The organism is Vibrio sp. 1167 (genome assembly GCF_033340375.1).
GTDB lineage: Bacteria > Pseudomonadota > Gammaproteobacteria > Enterobacterales > Vibrionaceae > Vibrio > Vibrio alginolyticus.
Map to the genome: position 1 here is coordinate 221,730 of NZ_JAWOWK010000004.1, position 17,995 is coordinate 239,724.

At 44.3% G+C, this 17,995-nt stretch carries 22 protein-coding genes; 16 read left to right on the forward strand and 6 right to left on the reverse strand.

Annotated features, from left to right (window positions below):
• Positions 1 to 73: 73 nt before the first annotated feature.
• Positions 74 to 457, forward strand: coding sequence for a DUF3461 family protein (locus R7Z78_RS10445; protein ID WP_005380322.1), 384 nt, complete (start codon positions 74 to 76; stop codon positions 455 to 457).
• A gap of 90 nt (positions 458 to 547) precedes the next feature.
• On the opposite strand, the gene truC is transcribed toward R7Z78_RS10445, so the two are convergent.
• Both truC and R7Z78_RS10455 read right to left on the reverse strand, forming a co-directional pair.
• A complete protein-coding gene (gene truC / locus R7Z78_RS10450) occupies positions 548 to 1,318 on the reverse strand; it encodes a tRNA pseudouridine(65) synthase TruC (protein ID WP_047102610.1) in 771 nt (256 codons plus the stop codon).
• Between the two features lie 4 nt (positions 1,319 to 1,322).
• Positions 1,323 to 1,637, reverse strand: coding sequence for a YqcC family protein (locus tag R7Z78_RS10455; protein ID WP_042521408.1), 315 nt, complete (start codon positions 1,635 to 1,637; stop codon positions 1,323 to 1,325).
• Between the two features lie 76 nt (positions 1,638 to 1,713).
• Here R7Z78_RS10455 and R7Z78_RS10460 point away from each other — a divergent pair, with 76 nt between their 5' ends.
• Both R7Z78_RS10460 and R7Z78_RS10465 read left to right on the forward strand, forming a co-directional pair.
• Positions 1,714 to 2,751 carry a DUF3549 family protein gene (locus tag R7Z78_RS10460; RefSeq protein WP_104975540.1) on the forward strand — a complete coding sequence of 346 codons (1,038 nt, stop codon included), beginning with the start codon at positions 1,714 to 1,716 and terminating at the stop codon, positions 2,749 to 2,751.
• A gap of 13 nt (positions 2,752 to 2,764) precedes the next feature.
• Positions 2,765 to 3,064 (forward strand): DUF3301 domain-containing protein, encoded by a 300-nt coding sequence (locus tag R7Z78_RS10465; protein ID WP_005380315.1) that lies wholly within the window; start codon positions 2,765 to 2,767, stop codon positions 3,062 to 3,064.
• Here R7Z78_RS10465 and R7Z78_RS10470 read toward each other — a convergent pair.
• Entirely contained in the window at positions 3,024 to 3,509 is a 486-nt protein-coding gene (locus R7Z78_RS10470; protein WP_005385338.1) for a GNAT family N-acetyltransferase, read from the reverse strand. The genes R7Z78_RS10465 and R7Z78_RS10470 overlap by 41 nt on opposite strands.
• Positions 3,510 to 4,441: 932 nt before the next feature.
• On the opposite strand from R7Z78_RS10470, the gene R7Z78_RS10475 reads away from it, so the two are divergent.
• The 8 genes from R7Z78_RS10475 to R7Z78_RS10510 all read left to right on the forward strand — a co-directional run bounded on the left by R7Z78_RS10475 (position 4,442) and on the right by R7Z78_RS10510 (position 11,606).
• Complete coding sequence (locus R7Z78_RS10475; RefSeq protein WP_005385336.1) at positions 4,442 to 4,735, forward strand: hypothetical protein; 294 nt, start codon at positions 4,442 to 4,444, stop codon at positions 4,733 to 4,735.
• Positions 4,732 to 5,181, forward strand: coding sequence for a YaiI/YqxD family protein (locus R7Z78_RS10480; protein ID WP_005380310.1), 450 nt, complete (start codon positions 4,732 to 4,734; stop codon positions 5,179 to 5,181). Before R7Z78_RS10475 ends, R7Z78_RS10480 begins: the two co-directional genes overlap by 4 nt.
• Before the next feature lie 194 nt (positions 5,182 to 5,375).
• Positions 5,376 to 6,365, forward strand: coding sequence for a ketoacyl-ACP synthase III (locus tag R7Z78_RS10485; protein WP_169644372.1), 990 nt, complete (start codon positions 5,376 to 5,378; stop codon positions 6,363 to 6,365).
• Entirely contained in the window at positions 6,362 to 7,348 is a 987-nt protein-coding gene (locus tag R7Z78_RS10490; RefSeq protein ID WP_042521405.1) for an NAD-dependent epimerase/dehydratase family protein, read from the forward strand. The genes R7Z78_RS10485 and R7Z78_RS10490 overlap by 4 nt, the downstream gene beginning before the upstream one ends.
• Positions 7,317 to 8,180, forward strand: coding sequence for an MBL fold metallo-hydrolase (locus R7Z78_RS10495; protein ID WP_033905523.1), 864 nt, complete (start codon positions 7,317 to 7,319; stop codon positions 8,178 to 8,180). Before R7Z78_RS10490 ends, R7Z78_RS10495 begins: the two co-directional genes overlap by 32 nt.
• Entirely contained in the window at positions 8,168 to 9,436 is a 1,269-nt protein-coding gene (locus tag R7Z78_RS10500; protein ID WP_373920937.1) for a F390 synthetase-related protein, read from the forward strand. Before R7Z78_RS10495 ends, R7Z78_RS10500 begins: the two co-directional genes overlap by 13 nt.
• Positions 9,424 to 10,536 carry an ATP-grasp domain-containing protein gene (locus R7Z78_RS10505; RefSeq protein WP_042521404.1) on the forward strand — a complete coding sequence of 371 codons (1,113 nt, stop codon included), beginning with the start codon at positions 9,424 to 9,426 and terminating at the stop codon, positions 10,534 to 10,536. Before R7Z78_RS10500 ends, R7Z78_RS10505 begins: the two co-directional genes overlap by 13 nt.
• Positions 10,533 to 11,606 (forward strand): hypothetical protein, encoded by a 1,074-nt coding sequence (locus tag R7Z78_RS10510; protein ID WP_042521403.1) that lies wholly within the window; start codon positions 10,533 to 10,535, stop codon positions 11,604 to 11,606. Before R7Z78_RS10505 ends, R7Z78_RS10510 begins: the two co-directional genes overlap by 4 nt.
• Before the next feature lie 106 nt (positions 11,607 to 11,712).
• Here R7Z78_RS10510 and R7Z78_RS10515 read toward each other — a convergent pair whose 3' ends face one another.
• From R7Z78_RS10515 to R7Z78_RS10525, 3 genes are all read right to left on the reverse strand, one after another.
• Positions 11,713 to 13,299, reverse strand: coding sequence for an AbgT family transporter (locus R7Z78_RS10515; protein ID WP_005380301.1), 1,587 nt, complete (start codon positions 13,297 to 13,299; stop codon positions 11,713 to 11,715).
• A 229-nt stretch (positions 13,300 to 13,528) separates the two neighbouring features.
• Positions 13,529 to 13,654 (reverse strand): type B 50S ribosomal protein L36, encoded by a 126-nt coding sequence (gene ykgO / locus R7Z78_RS10520; RefSeq protein ID WP_005380299.1) that lies wholly within the window; start codon positions 13,652 to 13,654, stop codon positions 13,529 to 13,531.
• Positions 13,655 to 13,657: 3 nt separating this feature from the next.
• A complete protein-coding gene (locus R7Z78_RS10525) occupies positions 13,658 to 13,918 on the reverse strand; it encodes a type B 50S ribosomal protein L31 (protein WP_005380295.1) in 261 nt (86 codons plus the stop codon).
• 123 nt (positions 13,919 to 14,041) lie between these two features.
• Here R7Z78_RS10525 and tsaA point away from each other — a divergent pair, with 123 nt between their 5' ends.
• From tsaA to R7Z78_RS10550, 5 genes are all read left to right on the forward strand, one after another.
• On the forward strand, positions 14,042 to 14,737 hold the full coding sequence (gene tsaA / locus R7Z78_RS10530) for a tRNA (N6-threonylcarbamoyladenosine(37)-N6)-methyltransferase TrmO (protein ID WP_025768239.1): 696 nt from the start codon (positions 14,042 to 14,044) through the stop codon (positions 14,735 to 14,737).
• 111 nt (positions 14,738 to 14,848) lie between these two features.
• Positions 14,849 to 16,564, forward strand: coding sequence for a proline--tRNA ligase (locus tag R7Z78_RS10535; RefSeq protein WP_025768238.1), 1,716 nt, complete (start codon positions 14,849 to 14,851; stop codon positions 16,562 to 16,564).
• A 179-nt stretch (positions 16,565 to 16,743) separates the two neighbouring features.
• Positions 16,744 to 17,412: a tellurite resistance TerB family protein gene (locus R7Z78_RS10540; RefSeq protein ID WP_005380291.1), complete on the forward strand. Its 669-nt coding sequence runs from the start codon at positions 16,744 to 16,746 to the stop codon at positions 17,410 to 17,412.
• 111 nt (positions 17,413 to 17,523) lie between these two features.
• Positions 17,524 to 17,730 (forward strand): YaeP family protein, encoded by a 207-nt coding sequence (locus tag R7Z78_RS10545; protein WP_005391765.1) that lies wholly within the window; start codon positions 17,524 to 17,526, stop codon positions 17,728 to 17,730.
• Positions 17,730 to 17,921 carry a DUF4250 domain-containing protein gene (locus R7Z78_RS10550; protein ID WP_169591646.1) on the forward strand — a complete coding sequence of 64 codons (192 nt, stop codon included), beginning with the start codon at positions 17,730 to 17,732 and terminating at the stop codon, positions 17,919 to 17,921. The genes R7Z78_RS10545 and R7Z78_RS10550 overlap by 1 nt, the downstream gene beginning before the upstream one ends.
• The last annotated feature ends 74 nt before the right edge of the window (positions 17,922 to 17,995 follow it).

Sequence of the window (17,995 nt, forward strand, 5' to 3'; positions counted from 1 at the left end):
ATATCAGCTATCTAGCTCATACATAGGCTGCTACAGTTATATCAATATCAATTCGATGTAATAGAGGTAGCCTATGTATCCCCACCTCACTGGTTTGGGTATTCACGACCCTAAGCAGATTGAACGTTATTCCCTACGCCAAGAAGCACACAAAGACGTACTCAAGATCTATTTCCACAAGCAAAAAGGCGAACTGTTCGCTAAAAGCGTTAAATTCAAATACCCACGCCAAATCAAAAATGTTCTTGTTGATAGTGGCAGTCACAAATATAAAGAAGTAACGGAAATCAACCGTAACCTCACATTAGTCATTGATGAACTGAATAAAATTACTAAGCCAACGAAACAACCTGAGGTTGATGTAAAAGAGAAAATTCTTTCAGACCTTCGTCATTTAGAAAAAGTCGTTTCGAGTAAGATCGCAGAGATCGAAGCGGATCTTGAAAAACTAAAGTAAAACGTTAAGTCTTAAATATTAAAAAGGGTTAGCATTGATGCTAACCCTTTTTATTTGTACTCAATCATTATCTAGATCTAACTGCGCCGATTATCGGTTAATCATCGATTCATCCCACTCAAATCGAGTAAACAATTGCTGCCAAGTTTCATCAAGATTGGCCGTCATAACAATCTCTTGATCGGTAAATGGATGGATGAACCGTAACTCTGAAGCATGCAGTAGCAAACGATGAGAATCAAACTCTGTGCGATACAGCTTGTTGTGCTTTCCATCCCCGTGCGTTGTATCACCCACGATCGGATGGCGTAGATGTGCCATATGACGACGAAGTTGGTGCTTACGCCCCGTTTTAGGTTTCATCTCAACTAAGCAATAACGCGTTGTAGGAAATTTACCCGTCGAATAGGGAACTTCCACTTTAGCCAACGGCTTATATTCCGTCACCGCTTCTTGCGCTTCTTTTTCTTGTGAAGCGAACTTATCAGCAATCTTGTCCAACTCGACTTTGAGCGCGTAATCCAAGACGCCCTCTTCCTCAATCCAACCGCGTACTATTGCGTGGTATGTCTTTTCCATTTTATGTTCAGCAAACATCGGCATGACTTGTGATGCGACTTCACTCGACAACGCAAACACAAGCACACCAGATGTTGGACGATCCAGACGATGCAATGGGAACACATGCTGACCAATTTGGTCGCGCAAAGTTTGCATGACAAATTGAGTTTCGTGTTTATCTAACCAACTGCGATGCACTAACATGCCGGCAGGCTTGTTGACCGCTACAAAATATTCATCCTGATAAACGATCTCCAGCTCAACTGGTTCTGAAGATCGCGCTATTTCTTGTTCTAGCATTCGTTTACTTACACAGTTCGTCAATGGTTCGGATTGTAACAAGCAGCTCGGCGAACTGCGGTTCCTGCTTCCACGCTTCTGAAAAATAGGGCTCGAGAGAAAACCCTCTTGGCAGTGGTTGGTTATTTTTCACTAGTGCGTGCATTCTGGCTATAAAAATCCACTGCAACCATTCATGAGGATGCAACGTATCAATCGCAAATGGCTCCGCACTCTGTAAGGCTTGCTCTGAAGGCATAGTGTATTGCCACAATTTATGCTCTCTAAGCTGCGTTTCAAGTTGGTGAAGTAAGTCGACCAATTGAGTATTTGTTACCATTAATTCTATCTCGAACCTTGAATTAGCCGAGAATGATACCATTTCTTGTGAAAAGAACGTTAGGACGTCGTATTTAATGGAAAACATTCAAACCCTCACTCAACTGTTGAACAACAGCCACTGTGATTATCAAATCTTCGATCTTGGTCGCCGTATCAAAACCATCGCTAAAAAAGAGTTTACCGATGTAGAAAAAGGTCAAGCACCTTACCCATTTCCAATGCAGCGTAAAGCACACCTTGCCATCGCTTATTGGAATGAACAAAAGCAACCTTGGATTTGGTTTCTAAAGTTTGAATTGGACGAGCGTGGTTTGTTAAAGCAAGCGGATATCGGCAATTTCATTAAATACGTTGTAGAGGCTATGGGAACACGCCTCAATGATGATATCACTGAAGAGCAACAACAAAAGCTGTCTAACAACCCATATACGTTCAAACCTTCCGAAGATAAAATGGCCGTGTTTCATAGCCAGGTCCGCGCAAACCTCAATCTTCCTACCAGCCAATATTACGAGCATACCCAGCATTACTTCTCTGGAGGTTTAGGCTGGGATAATTGGCAAACTGTAGGTCTGCAAGGTATCACAGACATAGCCGCTCGCCTGGACAAAGAGCAAAACGGAGTAATGATACGCAAAGCGTTGAACCACCTACCAAATGAGCCACTTTATGCACTATTAGGTGCGCTTGAGCATGTAGAGCTTCAAGAGCGTTTAGCAGAACGTATCGCGGAAAAGGCACAGCAAGAAATCGCAAGTAGCGAACCTGATCTCTTCCTACTTTCAGCACTTATCCGAGCCCTTGCTGGTGCACCAACAGAAGTCGCCTCTCCAGTATTAGATGCGATATTGCATAGCCCTCGTTTAAGCCATCAGGAGGTATTGATTGGTGTGGCGGGTCGCGCTTGGCACTTACTCGCCAATGAAGAGGTAGCAGAACAGTTTTTGCTGCGTTTAGCTCAAACCGGTAATCAAGCCCTATTTAATCAGTTATTTGCCGATTTAGTGATGCTGCCAGAGTTAAGAATGGTGTTATTGCCTTTGCTGCATTCAAACCCATCAGAGGAACTAGCAAATGCGCTAGTAAGCTTACAACAAACAACAAAAAGCTAAGAAAGGTTCAGGAATGATTGGTGATCTTTTAGCAATTTTAGGGCTCTGCTTTTTCTGTTACCTGTTTTGGCAACAGCGTCGCCAAGCCGAACTCGCAAAAGCGGCCATCACGCGTAAATGTGAGCAATTGGATCTCCAATTAATCAGCATCGCCTTTGGTGCCCATAAACTAAAAACGCCAGACGGAGTCTGGCGTTGGCATACGGTGTATCAATTTGAGTTTTCATCTCTTGGTGACGATTGCTACCAAGGAGAGTTAACCATGGTCGGTTTCAGGCCGCAGAACTTTCACCTACCACCGCATCGCTTGTAAATTCCATTTCAAAGTAAGGACCATATATATCCTTACTTTCTTTTGTTTTAACAAATCCCAGCTTTTTCAGTACCGCCATAGAAGCTTGATGATTGCTATTCACGTTAGCTTTCACCTTATTCAAGCCCAACTCACGGCACGCTTTGGGGAAAAATGCTTTTAGTGCTTCTGTTGCTAACCCTTTACCCCAATATGATTTATCAAAAATAAACCCTAATTCAGGTTCGGAATCGAGATTAGCAATAAACACGTGCCCCATATAGTCACGACTGGTGCTCTCTAGCACTGCCATACTATAAATGTTCTCATCATCCAGTATTTTCTCAAACATCTGTTTGGCAGACGCAACTGTATACGGACCATTCAATTCAGCACGGTTTTTCGCACAGCAATTCAGCATGACGAATTCTAGTTGCAACGACTCATTGTAGGGTAGAAGAAGCATTCTTCTGGTTACTATGGCCACATCTGTTCCTTGATTACAACAAACTTAATCTATCCGCAGATCACAAACTCGATGAGCTGAACATGCTCAATGATTGCGGGCATAACACCTTGTAGAGAAGCCGAAAGTTAAACCAACTGGTTGGAAAGGATATTGATCTGAGTTGTTTTTTATTAAGTGTTATTAGGAATTTATATATTTTGTGATATTGATATCCCCAAGCAACATCGAGATGCTTAATTCAATGAGAACACTGGATATCGTTTTTATATAAGAAAGACCCCGACACATAAGTATCGGGGTCATGGTCTTACTCGCAGCAGTCCGGCTACTAAAAGTGCTCCATGCATCATCCATAATAGTGGCTGATTCCGTCAGCTTATTCCTTACGTCGCCGTCCTAGCGGTGTCCTTATCATCCTGACTGCTAACATTCCTCGTTAGCACACGTCACTTGTTCCTTGAGCGGTGTCCCTTGCATCTTCCTGATGCTGTCCATAACCTCAATCCTAGAGGGGTCCATTGTCTATCCTTAGTCATCAACATCCTATTGATGATCGTATCCTTACAATGTCCTACGCTCCATGCTTGATTAATCATCCTGACCAACCAAATCGTCTTCCTGACGATAACCAAATCCTTGGTGCTTTCCTGTTCCATGTCTGCTTCCTGCTGACAACTCTCAATTTACGCCTTTTCCAAAAATAGACAATCTATCCAAGATAAATATTTGGCTCTCACATTGGTTAACAAGTTGTTAAATCATTATTTATCATAAACTTAAGCTCTTTATCTTCTCTTTTCCCGCTTACGAAATCGTTTTCTCTCACAACCTATGTAAGAGATCTCTCACACTACACTCTCCAAAATGCCATTCGCCAAATTAGCGCACTCAACGTATGATGATAGATATATCGTTGTTAAGGATTAAAAATGTTAACTCAAGACGTTACTAAAGAATTAGAAGCGGTAATGGAACAACTGCAACAACAAGGAAAAGAACCAACCGTAGCGTTAGTGAAAGCACGCTTGAAAACGCCCGTCCCAATGCCTGCATTAATCACCGCAATAAAAAGTTGGAAAAGTGCTCAGCGTGTTCCCAAGGTTGAAGTCGCAGCACAAGCGCACACCGATAATGATCGTCTTGCAGCGCTAGAAAGCACGGTGAAAAAATTAGTGGCTCGTATTGAAGAGCTAGAAGCCAAGCTAAATGAGAAATCATCATGAAGTTATGGGTAGATGCAGACGCGTGTCCAAAAGTTATTCGCGAAACCATTGTGCGTGCCGCCGAGCGTACGGGGATTGAATGTACGTTTGTCGCTAACCACGTTGTCCCTGTGCCGAAAAGAGACAACATCCATTCGCTACAAGTCCCTGCGGGATTTGACATCGCAGACAACGAAATCGTCAAGCGTGTAGAAGCCAACGATTTGGTGATCACGTCAGATATTCCGCTTGCAGATGAGGTTATCTCTAAAGGCGCTCAAGCCCTCAGTTCTCGTGGCGAGCTCTATACAAAAGACACCATCAAAGCTCGCCTAAATATCCGCGACTTTATGGAAACCATGCGTTCAAGCGGAATTCAGACAGGTGGGCCCGCCGCGCTTTCTCAAACCGATCGACGCGAATTTGCAAACCATTTGGATCGTATTTTGGCGAAATTTAAGAAGTAACCCTCACTCTATTCAAATTGAGCCAGCAAATAAAAGCCTGGCTCATTCCTGAAAATTCATTCTCAGCATTGCACCCAAAGCGTGCTCTTACTCCCATTTGTTTTGTTCTGTTTATTTTTCATCTCGCTCACCATAGCTTCAATATGCAACGTGGTTTATTTTGAACGACGTTTTTAATAAGTGTATAGAGAATAATGGGCTTTAACATCGTTTCCAGTGGAAGCTACCTGCCAACGAATCAATGGTCTGATCGAGAGATGGATCACTTCCTAAAATTAGCGCCAGGGACCTGCCGAAATAAATTCGACGTTGAATATCGTCATGTAGCCAATACAAAAGAGACCGCTATTTACATGGCGGTGCAGGCAATAGAGCAGTGTTTAGGAAACACACATACCTTAAGCTCCGTTGATCTCCTTATCTACGCTAGCGGTACACACCACCAGTCTCTACCCTACGACGCTTCAGCGGTTCTCGCCGCGTTAGACGCTCCAACATGGCTAGAAAGCTTTGATTTGAACAGCACCTGTTTATCCTTTCTCTCTGCGCTTGATCTTGCTCAGAGTCTATTCTTAGCAAAACGGTACCGTCGGATTCTTATTGTCACCAGCGAACTCGCCACTGGCATCACACTGAATCGAAATTTTACGCTCAAACCAGAAGTTGCAACCTTATTCGCGGACGGTGCCGCCGCATTTTTGCTCGAAGAACACAACGATGATGGATTGCTCACCAGTCACTTTGAAACGCATCATACCGGGTATTCATTTTGTCAAATTAAGGGCGGAGGTAGTCATATCAATCCGCATACCTCCGAGCATCAAGCCTATTTAAAAAGTTGCCAGTTTGAGATGGAGGGCAAAGCACTCTTTAAACATGTGCGTAAAGCCTTACCAGCGTTTCTAAAAAAAGGGTTTGACGCCTCTCCGGTAACACTCGGCGATATTGATTATTTTCTTCCTCATCAAGCCAGCGCGCATGGATTAAAAAAACTGTCTTCACTCACCGGGCTACCAACAGAGAAAACCGTTAATCACTTTTCGACTTTGGGAAACCAAGTCGCCGCCTCACTCCCAATTAACTTACACTGGCTGCGTAATCAGCCAGAAACCGCAGGAAAACATGTGTTATTAGCTGGCACCGCCGCAGGGTTGTCGCTAGGGATGGGAGTGCTAAAACTATGAAGATATTGGTCACTGGTGGCAGCGGGATGTTGGGTAGCGCAATTCTGAGAATGTTTCACCAGCAGCATGAACTGCATTTTATAGCACGAAATACAGTCATCGCTAAACAACTCGCCGAGCAATTCGATGTTATCCCCCATATAGTCGATTTAAGAGACCACTCAGCAGTTCATGCGGTATGCCAAGGTATGGATGCAGTCATCCATTGTGCCGCTCTCTCAAGCCCATGGGGAAAGTGGCAGGCGTTTTATCAAGCCAATGTAGATGCCACCAAAAACCTCGTCAATGCGGCTAATACGCATCAAATCTCGCGTTTTATCCATATTTCGTCCACCAGCGTCTACTTTGACCATCAAGACCGTTGGAATATTCGAGAAACCGACGCCATAGCTTCATACTGGTGTAATGATTACGCACACACAAAATACCTATCGGAAATTGAAGCCGTAAAAGGCCAAAGCAAAGCGATCATTTTAAGACCGCGTGGCATTTTTGGACCCAATGATCGCGCGATTATCCCAAGAGTGCTTAAGGCGATAAAAAACAACACTCTGCTTCTGCCATCGGGTAGAAATCCTGTGGTTGATCTGACCTATGTAGACAACGTTGCCCATGCAGCGATGCTCGCTTGCACTCAGGCAGGCCAACTTCAGCATGGTGATGTGTTCAACATTTCCAACAACGAACCAATGCCAATTGAGACTGTTCTGCAAGCTTTATGTGAGGGGTTAAACCTAAAAGTAACGTTACAATCATTACCATACGGTGTGGTATCACCATTATTAAAGCTCAGTGAGCAAATACGAAGGCACTTACCACATCAGCCAGAACCAAGGCTCACCTCATACAGCGCAGGATTGTTTAACTATCATCAAACTCTGGATATCAGCAAGGCGAAACAAACACTGAATTACCAACCGCTTTTTTCAATTCAAGAAGGAATACAGCAGTATGCAAACTGGTCTAAAAATAAAAATCTTTGAGGCTGGACACTGCGTACACCCAGGCTTTGTTGTCAAACCAGGTTCTGGTATCAAGCCTAGAGCATTTCCGGCAGCCGTTGCGTTAATTCAGCACCCAACGCAAGGCAACATCCTGTTCGACACGGGATATCACGAGCATTTTTTTAGCGCGACTCGTCCCTTCCCTGAACGTTTTTATGCTTGGACAACACCTTGTCGCTATAAAAAAGAACACGGAATTGTTGCGCAGTTAGCAAAAGAAAGTCTCAAACCTCATGATATTGAACACTTAGTGCTCTCCCACTTCCATGCTGATCACATTGCTGCCGTGTCTGAGTTTTCCCACTCTCAATTGCATTGCCAACAAAAAGGGGTAGATGCAATTACTAAAAGTGGTCGAATTGGAGGCGTAAGAAAAGGATACCTAAAAGCTCTACTTCCTCCACAGCTTGAACCTAACTTATTCATTCATAGTGATTTTTCTGTACCAATCAGCCAAATTCTTCCTCAGTGCCAAGGTGTTAATTTGCTCTGTAAAGACATGTTCGACGACGGATTCATTTATATGGTTAGCTTGCCAGGCCATGCAGCTGGCCAAGTGGGCTTGCTGGTTAAAAGAGACCAAGGTTGGCTATTCTTACTCGCCGATGCATGCTGGTTAATCGAGAGCTTGAGTGAAAATATTGATCAGCATTGGCTGGCGAACATGCTTTGCGATGACACAAATGCCTATAAAAACACCCTCTCCGAATTGAGAAGTTGCTACCAACAAACCCACCACTTTGTTCGCTTCGTGCCTTCACATTGTCAGGAAACTATCCGGCAGCTAATCAAAGAAGGGTGGATGAAGTGATAACGCTTATCTCAGAATTCTGGCGAACCCGCTACCGCCCTTTCGGCTCAAGAGAACAAGTCGAAACATGGCAGCAACGACATTTAACGCAACACCTAGATTGGGTATGCTGTCATTCACCGTATTACCGCTCACTTCAAGGTGCAGCACTTAGTGATTTCCCTATCATGAATAAGCAAACCATGATGGAGAGCCTCTCGGAGTTGAATACGAAAGGCCTAGATGCTGAACAGCTAATGCAACAAGCACTCGAAGCAGAACAGTCACGCAACTTCGCCGCTTCGAAAGTTGGCGATGTTACTGTTGGGCTTTCTTCGGGCACATCAGGCATGCGCGGGTTGTTTCTTGCTGACAAACAGGAAACGCAACTGTGGGCTGGCAATATATTGGCTCGCCTGTTGCCCAACCTATGGCAAAAGCACCGAATTGCGCTAGCCTTGCGCGCCAACAGCCCACTGTATAAATCCGTCGCGAAAGGGCCTGTAACATTTTTTTATGCCGATTTAACCAAACCTTACCAAGAATGGATAAAAGAGCTAGATAAGTTCCAACCCACGCTTTTGGTTGGTAGTGCGCAAGCTCTTCAGCTCTGCGCCCAGTTCAGCGGTCAATTTGGTCAACCCGCAATTCAACCACAGCGGATCATTTCTGGTGCAGAAGTCCTAACCGAGAGTGACCGTCACTTTATTTCTCAACGGTTCGACAGCGAACTCCATGAAGTCTATCAATGTACTGAAGGTTTTCTTGCATGTACGGATCAGCATGGACAAATGCGCTGGAATCAAGATGTTATTTACATCGAAAAACATTGGCTGAATACCGAACGTACTCATTACAGCCCAATCATTACGGATTTTCGTCGTAAAACTCAGCCAATTATTCGTTATCAGCTCGACGATATTATTGAGAATAAACAGGATAATGGCGTATTTGAACCTCTTGGCGCAATTGCCGGACGATGTGGTGATCGCCTCACGCTAAACGCAAACCACGTCCCAGTGACGGTGTTACCAGATCTCATCTACCGCGCTATAACACTATCCGCCCAAAGTCGCGTGGATTACCGAATCACCCAAACAGGGTCACAAGCCATTCAAATTGAAGCGGATGTTCACCACCATCGGGTTATACATCAAGCCTTGATAAAGTTGTTTGACCAATTGCGGCTTGATCCTGTCAGATTTAGTTACCGCCCTGCGCCTATTTGGACGCCAATGAATAAACAACGACGTGTGGTGAACATATGCGGGTCTTAATCACCGGAGCCCGATCACCAGTTGCACTAGAGTGGGCAACCATGTGTATGCATCATGGACATGAAGTAATTCTCACCGATTCGCTAAAAAAACCTCTAGGATCGTTTTTGCGAGGCATCGAGTCTTATATCCCCACCGCTTCACCTCGATTTGCGTTTCCCACCTATCAACAGCAGATCCTAAAAATCATTACTCAGATGCGTATTGATATAGTGATACCCACTTGTGAAGAAGTGTATTACTTGGCTCATGTTGCCAAACAATGCCCAGAAGTAGATTTTTTTCTGCCCAATGTGGGACTACTCAATGCCCTGCACAACAAGTTGACCGTCTTTGAACAGCTTCAAAGTTTGCCAGAAATCACACTTCCAAAAACTCGTTTGGTCGCTGATAAAAGTGAGATTGAAATTAATAAGAGAACCGTTCTAAAGCCCGTTTACTCTCGGTTTGGCGGGCAAGTCATAAGAGATGTGACAACTCAGTCTATTTCTGCCGCCACGATATCGCCCCTTTACCCTTGGGTTCAGCAACAAAAAATCCATGGGACTCCGGTGTGTAACTATGCCATTTTTGAACATGGTGACCTTAAAGCACACCAAGCTTATGTGCCGAAATACTGTGTAAACGGCTCGGCCGCCAGTGCTTTTCAGCCGATCTCGTGCGAACGACTAGATACATTTATCGCAGCTTTTGGTAAACGTCATACTTATCATGGGCAAGTGTCGTTTGACTTCATCAAATCACAAGATGAACTCTACGTGATTGAATGTAACCCAAGAGCCACCAGTGGTTTGCACCTACTCTCGTCTCGATGCAACCAACTGCTTCCTAATATGGAGTTTACCAGTCCTTCCGAGCAGCGATTGCATCATTTAGGTCCAATAACACTCATCGCTGAAGGCGGGTTATCCCTGTTCAAGGCTCGAACTTGGCTAGATTGGTGGTCTGGAGTGAATGTGATGCAACAGCATAACTTACCGGTCGGGAGCCAAATCCGGAGTATGTTTGAATTACTCCGGTTAGCTAGGCAGAACAAGACGAAGTGGAGCGACGCTTCTACCGTTGATATTGAGTGGAATGGAGAGGCATTGAACTCATGACACTTTCCTCTCAAGAATGGCATCAAACCTTTATCACTCTCATGCAGTCAAATCCTATTGATGAATGCACAGCAAGCTTTGGTTGCTACTATATCGATGACGTTGCCATTCCTTACTCCGTAACACCAAAAATACCAAACAACTGTTATGCAGTCTCCCCTATGACACTGCTTAGTGGCTACGCCGAAGAAGAGCTTCACAAAGTCAAAAATGTGGCTGTTCGATGGGTATGTAAGTTACTTATTAATATGACTAAACCAATCTTATCACTGGCTGGATTGGATCAAGTCCAAACGCTCAACAATCAGTGCTTGTCCACCAATATGTATAGCGAACAATGGGCAGCCTTAAATCTCGATGAACTGCGTCGCGTCGCACTCGATCAATACCCCACCTTTCCCTTGGTGCTTCGCTCCCTCAACCAGCGTCAGCATTTACACTTAATTCAGCGATTGAAGCAGCCAAAATGGCAAAGCTTGGTAACACGACAAGTGTATTTACTTGATGATTGGCAAGCGTTCAGCTTCAACCGAGATTTAACGAAAGACTTCAAACTGCTTAATGATAAAGATTGGCAGTTTAGGCCACTGACCACTGATGAAGAGTTTCAGCGTGCCAAAGAGTTATATGACATGCTTTACCTTGATAAATACAGCCTCAATAACATACAGTTTTCAACCCAATATTTAAAACAGGCGAGCCAGAACAAATTAGTACAGTTAGTGGGACTGTTTTATCAAGAAGAGATGCTGGCTACGTTAGGCATTGTAGAAATTGATAATGATATGACTTGCCCAATTTTTGGCTACGATACCAATAAGCCACAACGCCTCGCATTGTATCGTCGAATATCGGCCTATACCATCCGCCACGCAATGATATTCCAGCGTCGCTTTAATATGAGCTCAGGTGCTCCGGCTTTTAAACGCAACAGAAAAGCCCGGCCAGAAATTGAATTTAGCTATGTTTATATTGCGCACTTACCTTGGTACAAACGCATAATTTGGAAAAGCTTATGCTGGCTCACTCAGCACTTTTATCGCCCTTTGTTGATGCGTTTTCAGCTATAAACCGACATCTATAATCAGGTAAGCCTGCGTACACAGTCTCAATCGATAAAAAAGCCTGCGACGTTCGCAGGCTTTTTATAATGGAGCTGTGTGAGGTAACCGTTTTCTACGGTGTGTAGTATGTTGCTGCGCCAGGGCCTACTGGTAAACCAAATACGAATACCCATAGGTAGAACAGCACACTCCAACCTACAATGAAGCAGATTGAGTAAGGTAGCATGGTCGCGATCAGCGTACCGATACCTAAGTTCTTCATGTAACGAGTCGCTACGGCAAGAATCAAACCAAAGTAGCTCATCATTGGAGTAATGATGTTTGTCGTCGAGTCACCAATTCGGTAAGCAGCCTGAATCGTTTCCGGTGCATAACCAACAAGCATCAACATAGGAACAAAAATCGGAGCCGTTACTGCCCACTGTGCCGATGCCGAACCAATCATTAGGTTGATAAATCCACACATCAGGATGAAGGCAAAGAACAACATTGGGCCAGTTAAGCCAATTTCTTGCAGGAAGCTAGCGCCAGCAACCGCGAATACCTGACCGAAGTTAGTCCATTTAAAGAAAGCAACGAACTGAGCCGCAAAGAAAACTAATACAATGTACATGCCCATAGAAGACATAGATTTCGCCATTGCATCAATTACATCGCGATCCGTCTTCATCGTGCCAACAACTTTACCAAACACAAAGCCTGGAATAGCAAAGAACACAAAGATGAATGCCACGATACTTTTCAGGAATGGTGAACCTGCAATTGTACCTGCATCAGAACGTAGAATGCCGTCTTCTGGAACAACCGTCCAAGCAAGCAGCGCTGAAACAACCAGTACAGCAACACCTGCTAGTTTTAGGCCTTTCTTCTCAATGTCTGTTAAGCCACCCATTTTGTCGTTCGACAAATCTTCTGAGGCTTCTTCTTCACTGTATTTGCCAAGCTTTGGCTCAACAATTTTTTCAGTAACAAACGCACCTGTGATTGCAATGAAGAATGTCGACACAAACATGAAGTACCAGTTAACTTCTGGACCAACAGTGTAAGTTGGGTCGATCATTTGCGCCGCCGTTTCAGTAATGCCTGACAACAGCGGGTCAACCGTACCAATAAGTAGGTTTGCTGAGTAACCACCAGATACACCAGCGAACGCCGCAGCAAGACCGGCAAGTGGGTGACGACCTAAAGAATGGAACAGCATTGCAGCCAGTGGAATAAGTACCACATAGCCAAGCTCTGATGCCGTATTTGAAATGATACCCGCGAAAACGACCGTCACTGTTACCATGCGTTGAGATGCACCCATGACTAAGCCACGCATTGCTGCAGATAGCAAGCCTGAGTATTCAGCAATAGCAACACCCAACATCGCAACCAATACCGTACCCAAAGGTGCAAAGCCGACAAAGTTTTTCACTAGATTGGTAACGATTAGCTCAAGGCCATCAGCGTTAAGCAAGCTAACGACATGAATCATGCCATCCGCGGCACGACCTTTTGCACCCTCAGGACGAGGGTCAACTACGGAAACTTCGAAGTATCCTGCAATACCCGACATCACCAGAATGGCTAAACAGAAAATGGCAAATAGTGTGATCGGGTGGGGTAATAAGTTCCCCAAATATTCGACAGTATCCAAAAAGCGCGTAAACAGCGGCTTCTTAGGCGAGTTTTGTTTAATTGAATCAGATGAACTCATCTGTTCCCTCCTTGTTTTTATTCCTATGCAAATGTGACAAAAATGTCAAAAAGCGTGCGAAGGGTACTTGAGTAGAAGGTCAAATAAAAGCCCTAAATGTTACAAACTGTGACGAACAGAGGCATTTATAACCAACATTGAATAAAAATGTAGATATTTCATCCATGTAAGATAATTAACTCAATATTATCAATTAAACAAAACCATAAGTTAGATATATGCAGGTTGATTACTTTTGCACAGCTTTGAATCTCGGGTTCGTTTTACAAATGACATAAAGACGCCCTCTCCGTTTTACAATCTGGCAATCCGGATGACGACTTTTTGCACTTTTTAATGATTTTACTACCTTCATGATTTATTCCTTTTCGCTCTTAAATTGACCAAAACGACGGTTGAAGTTCGCAATGCGACCTTCGGTTTGTACAACGCGCTGTTTACCGGTGTAGTACGGGTGAGAAGCTGACGACACATCTAACGTAAAGTAAGGGTAAGTTTTGCCATCTTTCCATTCTATGGTTCTCTCCGTTTTCAACGTAGAACCAACGACAAAGTACTTATCTACACTGGTGTCGTGGAACACCACAGGACGATATTCAGGGTGGATTCCTGGTTTCATAATACTTTTCCTTTTAATTGAATTGTTATGTTATAACATTTTAATTAATAATCATTATCAACAAGAAAAGCAAGAGAAATTTGTGATACTTTTCATCTCAATGAATTCTTAAAGATGTCCACCATGTATTCCATCGAACCCATCGGCGTCATTGAGACACCGTACAAAGAAAAGTTTGCAGTTCCGCGCCAACCACGCTTAGTACCAGAGGCTAAAGCACGCGTAAAACTGTTAGGTGCAGCAAATAGCCCTGAAGCAGTGCGTGGGCTAGAACAGTTCTCTCACGTTTGGTTGTTGTTTCTATTTGATCAGAATCTGGAAGCTGGTTGGAAACCAACTGTACGTCCGCCACGATTAGGCGGCAATGAACGAATTGGTGTCTTTGCCTCGCGCTCGACTTTCCGTCCAAACGGAATCGGAATGTCAGCCGTTGAAGTGAAAGGAGTCACTAAGCAAGGCGATCAAATCTATCTTGATTTAGGCAGTGTAGATCTCGTGGATGGGACACCGATTGTGGATATTAAGCCTTATATTCCCTATTCGGATTCTATTTCGGAAGCACAAGGCGGATACGCAGACCAAGAACCAGAAAAGTCACAAGTCACCTTTTCTGCTCAAGCATTAGCAACGATAGAAAATCGACCCGATACTGACTATGTAAGATCAGTCATTGAACAAGTTCTGGCACAAGATCCTCGCCCTGCATATAAGAAAAACAAGCCGGACGACAAAGAATATGCGGTAAATTTGTTCGACTTGAACGTAAAGTTCACAGCAACAAGCAACTTAATAACGGTTACCGCTATTGAAAGCTTTTGACAAACGCAATTGGCTGATATTATAGACGGCTAACAAATTTCCCTTTAGGGAACTCCCATACTCCTGCTTATTCAAGCTTGAGTATCTAACTTAAATAAACGGATAAATTTAATGCGTACCAGTAATTATCTTCTTTCTACTCTGAAGGAGACTCCAAACGACGCAGAAGTAGTGAGCCACCAGCTCATGCTACGTGCAGGTATGATCCGTAAGCTGGCTTCAGGTTTATACACCTGGCTACCTACTGGTCTACGTGTACTGCGTAAAGTCGAAAACATCGTTCGTCAAGAAATCGACAATGCAGGCGCAGTCGAAACTTTGATGCCCGTTGTTCAGCCGTTTGAACTATGGGAAGAGACAGGCCGCAGCGAAAAGATGGGCCCTGAGCTACTTCGCTTTACTGACCGTCATGTTCGTCCGTTTGTACTTAGCCCAACCGCTGAAGAAGTGATCACTAGCCTTGTTCGCAATGAAGTGAGCTCTTACAAACAGCTTCCGCTAAACCTGTACCAAATCCAAACTAAATTTCGTGACGAACGACGCCCACGTTTTGGCGTAATGCGTTCACGTGAATTCTCAATGATGGATGCGTACAGCTTTGACATTGATAAAGACGGCCTACAAAAGTCATACGACGCAATGCACGATGCTTACTGTAAAGCATTCGATCGCATGGGTCTGGATTACCGTCCTGTACTTGCAGATAGCGGTGCTATCGGTGGTAGCGGCTCTCAAGAGTTCCACGTACTGGCTGAAAGCGGCGAGGATATCATCGCATTCTCTAGCGAGTCAGATTACGCGGCAAACATTGAAAAAGCAGAAGCACTAGCTCCAGCCTCTGAGGCTGCGGCACCAACACAAGAAATGACGTTGGTTGATACGCCAAACGCGAAAACAATCGCTGAATTGGTTGAGCAGTTCGAACTACCAATTGAAAAAACAGTGAAAACACTGTTTGTGAAAGCATCTGACGAAGTTGATGCGCCAATCATCGCGCTTATTATTCGTGGTGATCATGAACTGAACGAAGTGAAAGCAGAAAACCTTCCTCAGATTGCAGCTCCACTGGAAATGGCATCTGAAGAAGAAATTCGTGAGCTTATCGGTGCAGGCCCTGGTTCACTTGGCCCTGTTGGCCTTAAACTGCCGTTCATTGTTGACCGCAGCGTTGCGGTAATGAGCGACTTCGGTGCGGGCGCGAACATCGATGGCAAACACTACTTCGGTATTAACTGGGGTCGTGATGTAGAGCTTGGTCAAGTTGAAGACCTACGTAACGTTGTGGAAGGTGACCCAAGCCCATGTGGCAAGGGCATTATCCAGCTTAAGCGTGGTATCGAAGTTGGCCATATCTTCCAACTAGGTAACGCTTACTCCGCAGCGATGAACTGTGGTGTACTGGGTCCTGATGGTAAGAACGTCATCCTAGAAATGGGTTGTTACGGTATCGGTATCACTCGCGTAGTAGCGGCTGCTATTGAACAAAACCACGACAAATACGGCATCATCTGGCCAGATGCAATCGCACCATTCCAGGTAGCGATCGTTCCAATGAACATGCACAAGTCAGAAGAAGTGAAAGAAGCCGCTGAGAAATTGTACGCTGAGCTAACAGCAATGGGCATCGAAGTGCTATTTGACGACCGTAAAGAACGCCCAGGCGTAATGTTCTCTGACATGGAGCTTATTGGTGTACCGCATACCATTATTATCGGTGACCGCTCAATGAAAGAAGGCAACTTCGAATACAAGAACCGTGCTACTGGTGAGAAAACAGCAGTCGCAATGACTGACATTGTTGAGCACGTAAAAGCTCAACTAAAGTAAGCACTCGACGAGTTCGCATTTGAAGTAGTTTCAAATAGTTAAAAAGGGTTGGCTTCGGTCAGCCCTTTTTTATTACAGCTCAACATCCTCCCTCCACCTTTTTCGAACTATTCACTTTGTTAATCTTTGGTTCAGCTTCTTGCTATTAAACTGATTTCATCATCTAAAGGAGGTCAGTTATGGATTTAAAAAGTCTTCTAAACCAAGCACTCAAATCAGACTTACTTAAGCAAGGTGCAGATGCATTGGGCAAACAAACCAACAACATCAAATCCTCATCAAATTCAAGTAGCCTAAAAACGCTAGGAGCAGGTGCTGTAGGCGGAGGCCTCATCGGTATGCTGATGGGCTCAAAGAAAAGTAAAAAAATGACTAAAAAAATAGGGTCAAGCGCATTAAAAGTCGGTGGCGCAGCTGCGCTTGGAGCCTTGGCCTACAAAGTGTATAACGACTGGCAAGCCAAGCAATCCGGTCAAGGTGTTCAAGAAACCTTTGACCCCGATGACAGTAAACACAGTGTCTTAATTTTAAAAGCAATGATTGGAGCTGCAAAAGCTGATGGTCACGTTGATGAAGAGGAAATGGCGCGCATTGAACAAGCTCTCGCGGATATGGGCGCAGATGAGCACGTTCGTCACCTCGTTCAGCAAGAGTTAAACAAACCGCTTGATCCTGCTGAAATTGCTAATCAGGCGACCTCTCCTCAACAAGCGTCAGAAATTTACCTGGCGTCTTTGATCGTCGCTGATGAACAAAACTTTATGGAAAAAGCGTATCTGCAAGAACTAGCAAAACAACTTCAACTTTCACCAGAAGTCACTCAGCAGTTAGAAGCACAAATGCAGTGATTAAATCTCGCTCAAGCAAACCTTCAACTTGAGCCAAAACAACTCTGTACTTTGAGTTTCAAATCCGCTGTGTGTATATTGAGATAAGTTATCATTTAGTGGAAAGAAAACATGCAAGTATACGGCTGTTGTGAACTGGTTCGTGAGCTTTATGCTCAGATTGGTAGTGGCGATCAAGCTTATATTCCCCAAGCAATTTCATGTGCAGTTAAAGCACTGAACGATGTTGCAGCGGATGAGTCCCTGCCTAAAGAAGTGCGTGAAAAAGCGGCATTTGCTGCGGCAAACCTACTGATTTCAGATTTTGAGGATAAGTAATGAATCTAGCGAACTTTGAATCCATGGACCCTGTCATGCTGATGAGCATTGTGAATATGAAGCTACGCGATGACTTCGGAGGTGATCTGGACAAACTGGTGGCTTTCTTCGATATCGAGCGCACAGCACTGGAGACAAAACTGGCTTCTGCTGGTTTTGACTTTCTTCCAAAAGCAGGACAATTCCGTTAATCCACACCATGCTTGGCGGATAACCGAAACGAGAATAACCAATATGAAAAAGGGCTTGATGAGTTACCATCAAG

Bases quoted from the DNA above. Each gene is read 5' to 3' on its own strand.
- R7Z78_RS10445 (WP_005380322.1), top strand. From the start codon at position 74: ATGTATCCCCACCTCACTGGTTTGGGTATTCACGACCCTAAGCAGATT.
- truC (WP_047102610.1), bottom strand. From the start codon at position 1,318: ATGCTAGAACAAGAAATAGCGCGATCTTCAGAACCAGTTGAGCTGGAG.
- R7Z78_RS10455 (WP_042521408.1), bottom strand. From the start codon at position 1,637: ATGGTAACAAATACTCAATTGGTCGACTTACTTCACCAACTTGAAACG.
- R7Z78_RS10460 (WP_104975540.1), top strand. From the start codon at position 1,714: ATGGAAAACATTCAAACCCTCACTCAACTGTTGAACAACAGCCACTGT.
- R7Z78_RS10465 (WP_005380315.1), top strand. From the start codon at position 2,765: ATGATTGGTGATCTTTTAGCAATTTTAGGGCTCTGCTTTTTCTGTTAC.
- R7Z78_RS10470 (WP_005385338.1), bottom strand. From the start codon at position 3,509: ATGCTTCTTCTACCCTACAATGAGTCGTTGCAACTAGAATTCGTCATG.
- R7Z78_RS10475 (WP_005385336.1), top strand. From the start codon at position 4,442: ATGTTAACTCAAGACGTTACTAAAGAATTAGAAGCGGTAATGGAACAA.
- R7Z78_RS10480 (WP_005380310.1), top strand. From the start codon at position 4,732: ATGAAGTTATGGGTAGATGCAGACGCGTGTCCAAAAGTTATTCGCGAA.
- R7Z78_RS10485 (WP_169644372.1), top strand. From the start codon at position 5,376: ATGGGCTTTAACATCGTTTCCAGTGGAAGCTACCTGCCAACGAATCAA.
- R7Z78_RS10490 (WP_042521405.1), top strand. From the start codon at position 6,362: ATGAAGATATTGGTCACTGGTGGCAGCGGGATGTTGGGTAGCGCAATT.
- R7Z78_RS10495 (WP_033905523.1), top strand. From the start codon at position 7,317: ATGCAAACTGGTCTAAAAATAAAAATCTTTGAGGCTGGACACTGCGTA.
- R7Z78_RS10505 (WP_042521404.1), top strand. From the start codon at position 9,424: ATGCGGGTCTTAATCACCGGAGCCCGATCACCAGTTGCACTAGAGTGG.
- R7Z78_RS10510 (WP_042521403.1), top strand. From the start codon at position 10,533: ATGACACTTTCCTCTCAAGAATGGCATCAAACCTTTATCACTCTCATG.
- R7Z78_RS10515 (WP_005380301.1), bottom strand. From the start codon at position 13,299: ATGAGTTCATCTGATTCAATTAAACAAAACTCGCCTAAGAAGCCGCTG.
- ykgO (WP_005380299.1), bottom strand. From the start codon at position 13,654: ATGAAGGTAGTAAAATCATTAAAAAGTGCAAAAAGTCGTCATCCGGAT.
- R7Z78_RS10525 (WP_005380295.1), bottom strand. From the start codon at position 13,918: ATGAAACCAGGAATCCACCCTGAATATCGTCCTGTGGTGTTCCACGAC.
- tsaA (WP_025768239.1), top strand. From the start codon at position 14,042: ATGTATTCCATCGAACCCATCGGCGTCATTGAGACACCGTACAAAGAA.
- R7Z78_RS10535 (WP_025768238.1), top strand. From the start codon at position 14,849: ATGCGTACCAGTAATTATCTTCTTTCTACTCTGAAGGAGACTCCAAAC.
- R7Z78_RS10540 (WP_005380291.1), top strand. From the start codon at position 16,744: ATGGATTTAAAAAGTCTTCTAAACCAAGCACTCAAATCAGACTTACTT.
- R7Z78_RS10545 (WP_005391765.1), top strand. From the start codon at position 17,524: ATGCAAGTATACGGCTGTTGTGAACTGGTTCGTGAGCTTTATGCTCAG.
- R7Z78_RS10550 (WP_169591646.1), top strand. From the start codon at position 17,730: ATGAATCTAGCGAACTTTGAATCCATGGACCCTGTCATGCTGATGAGC.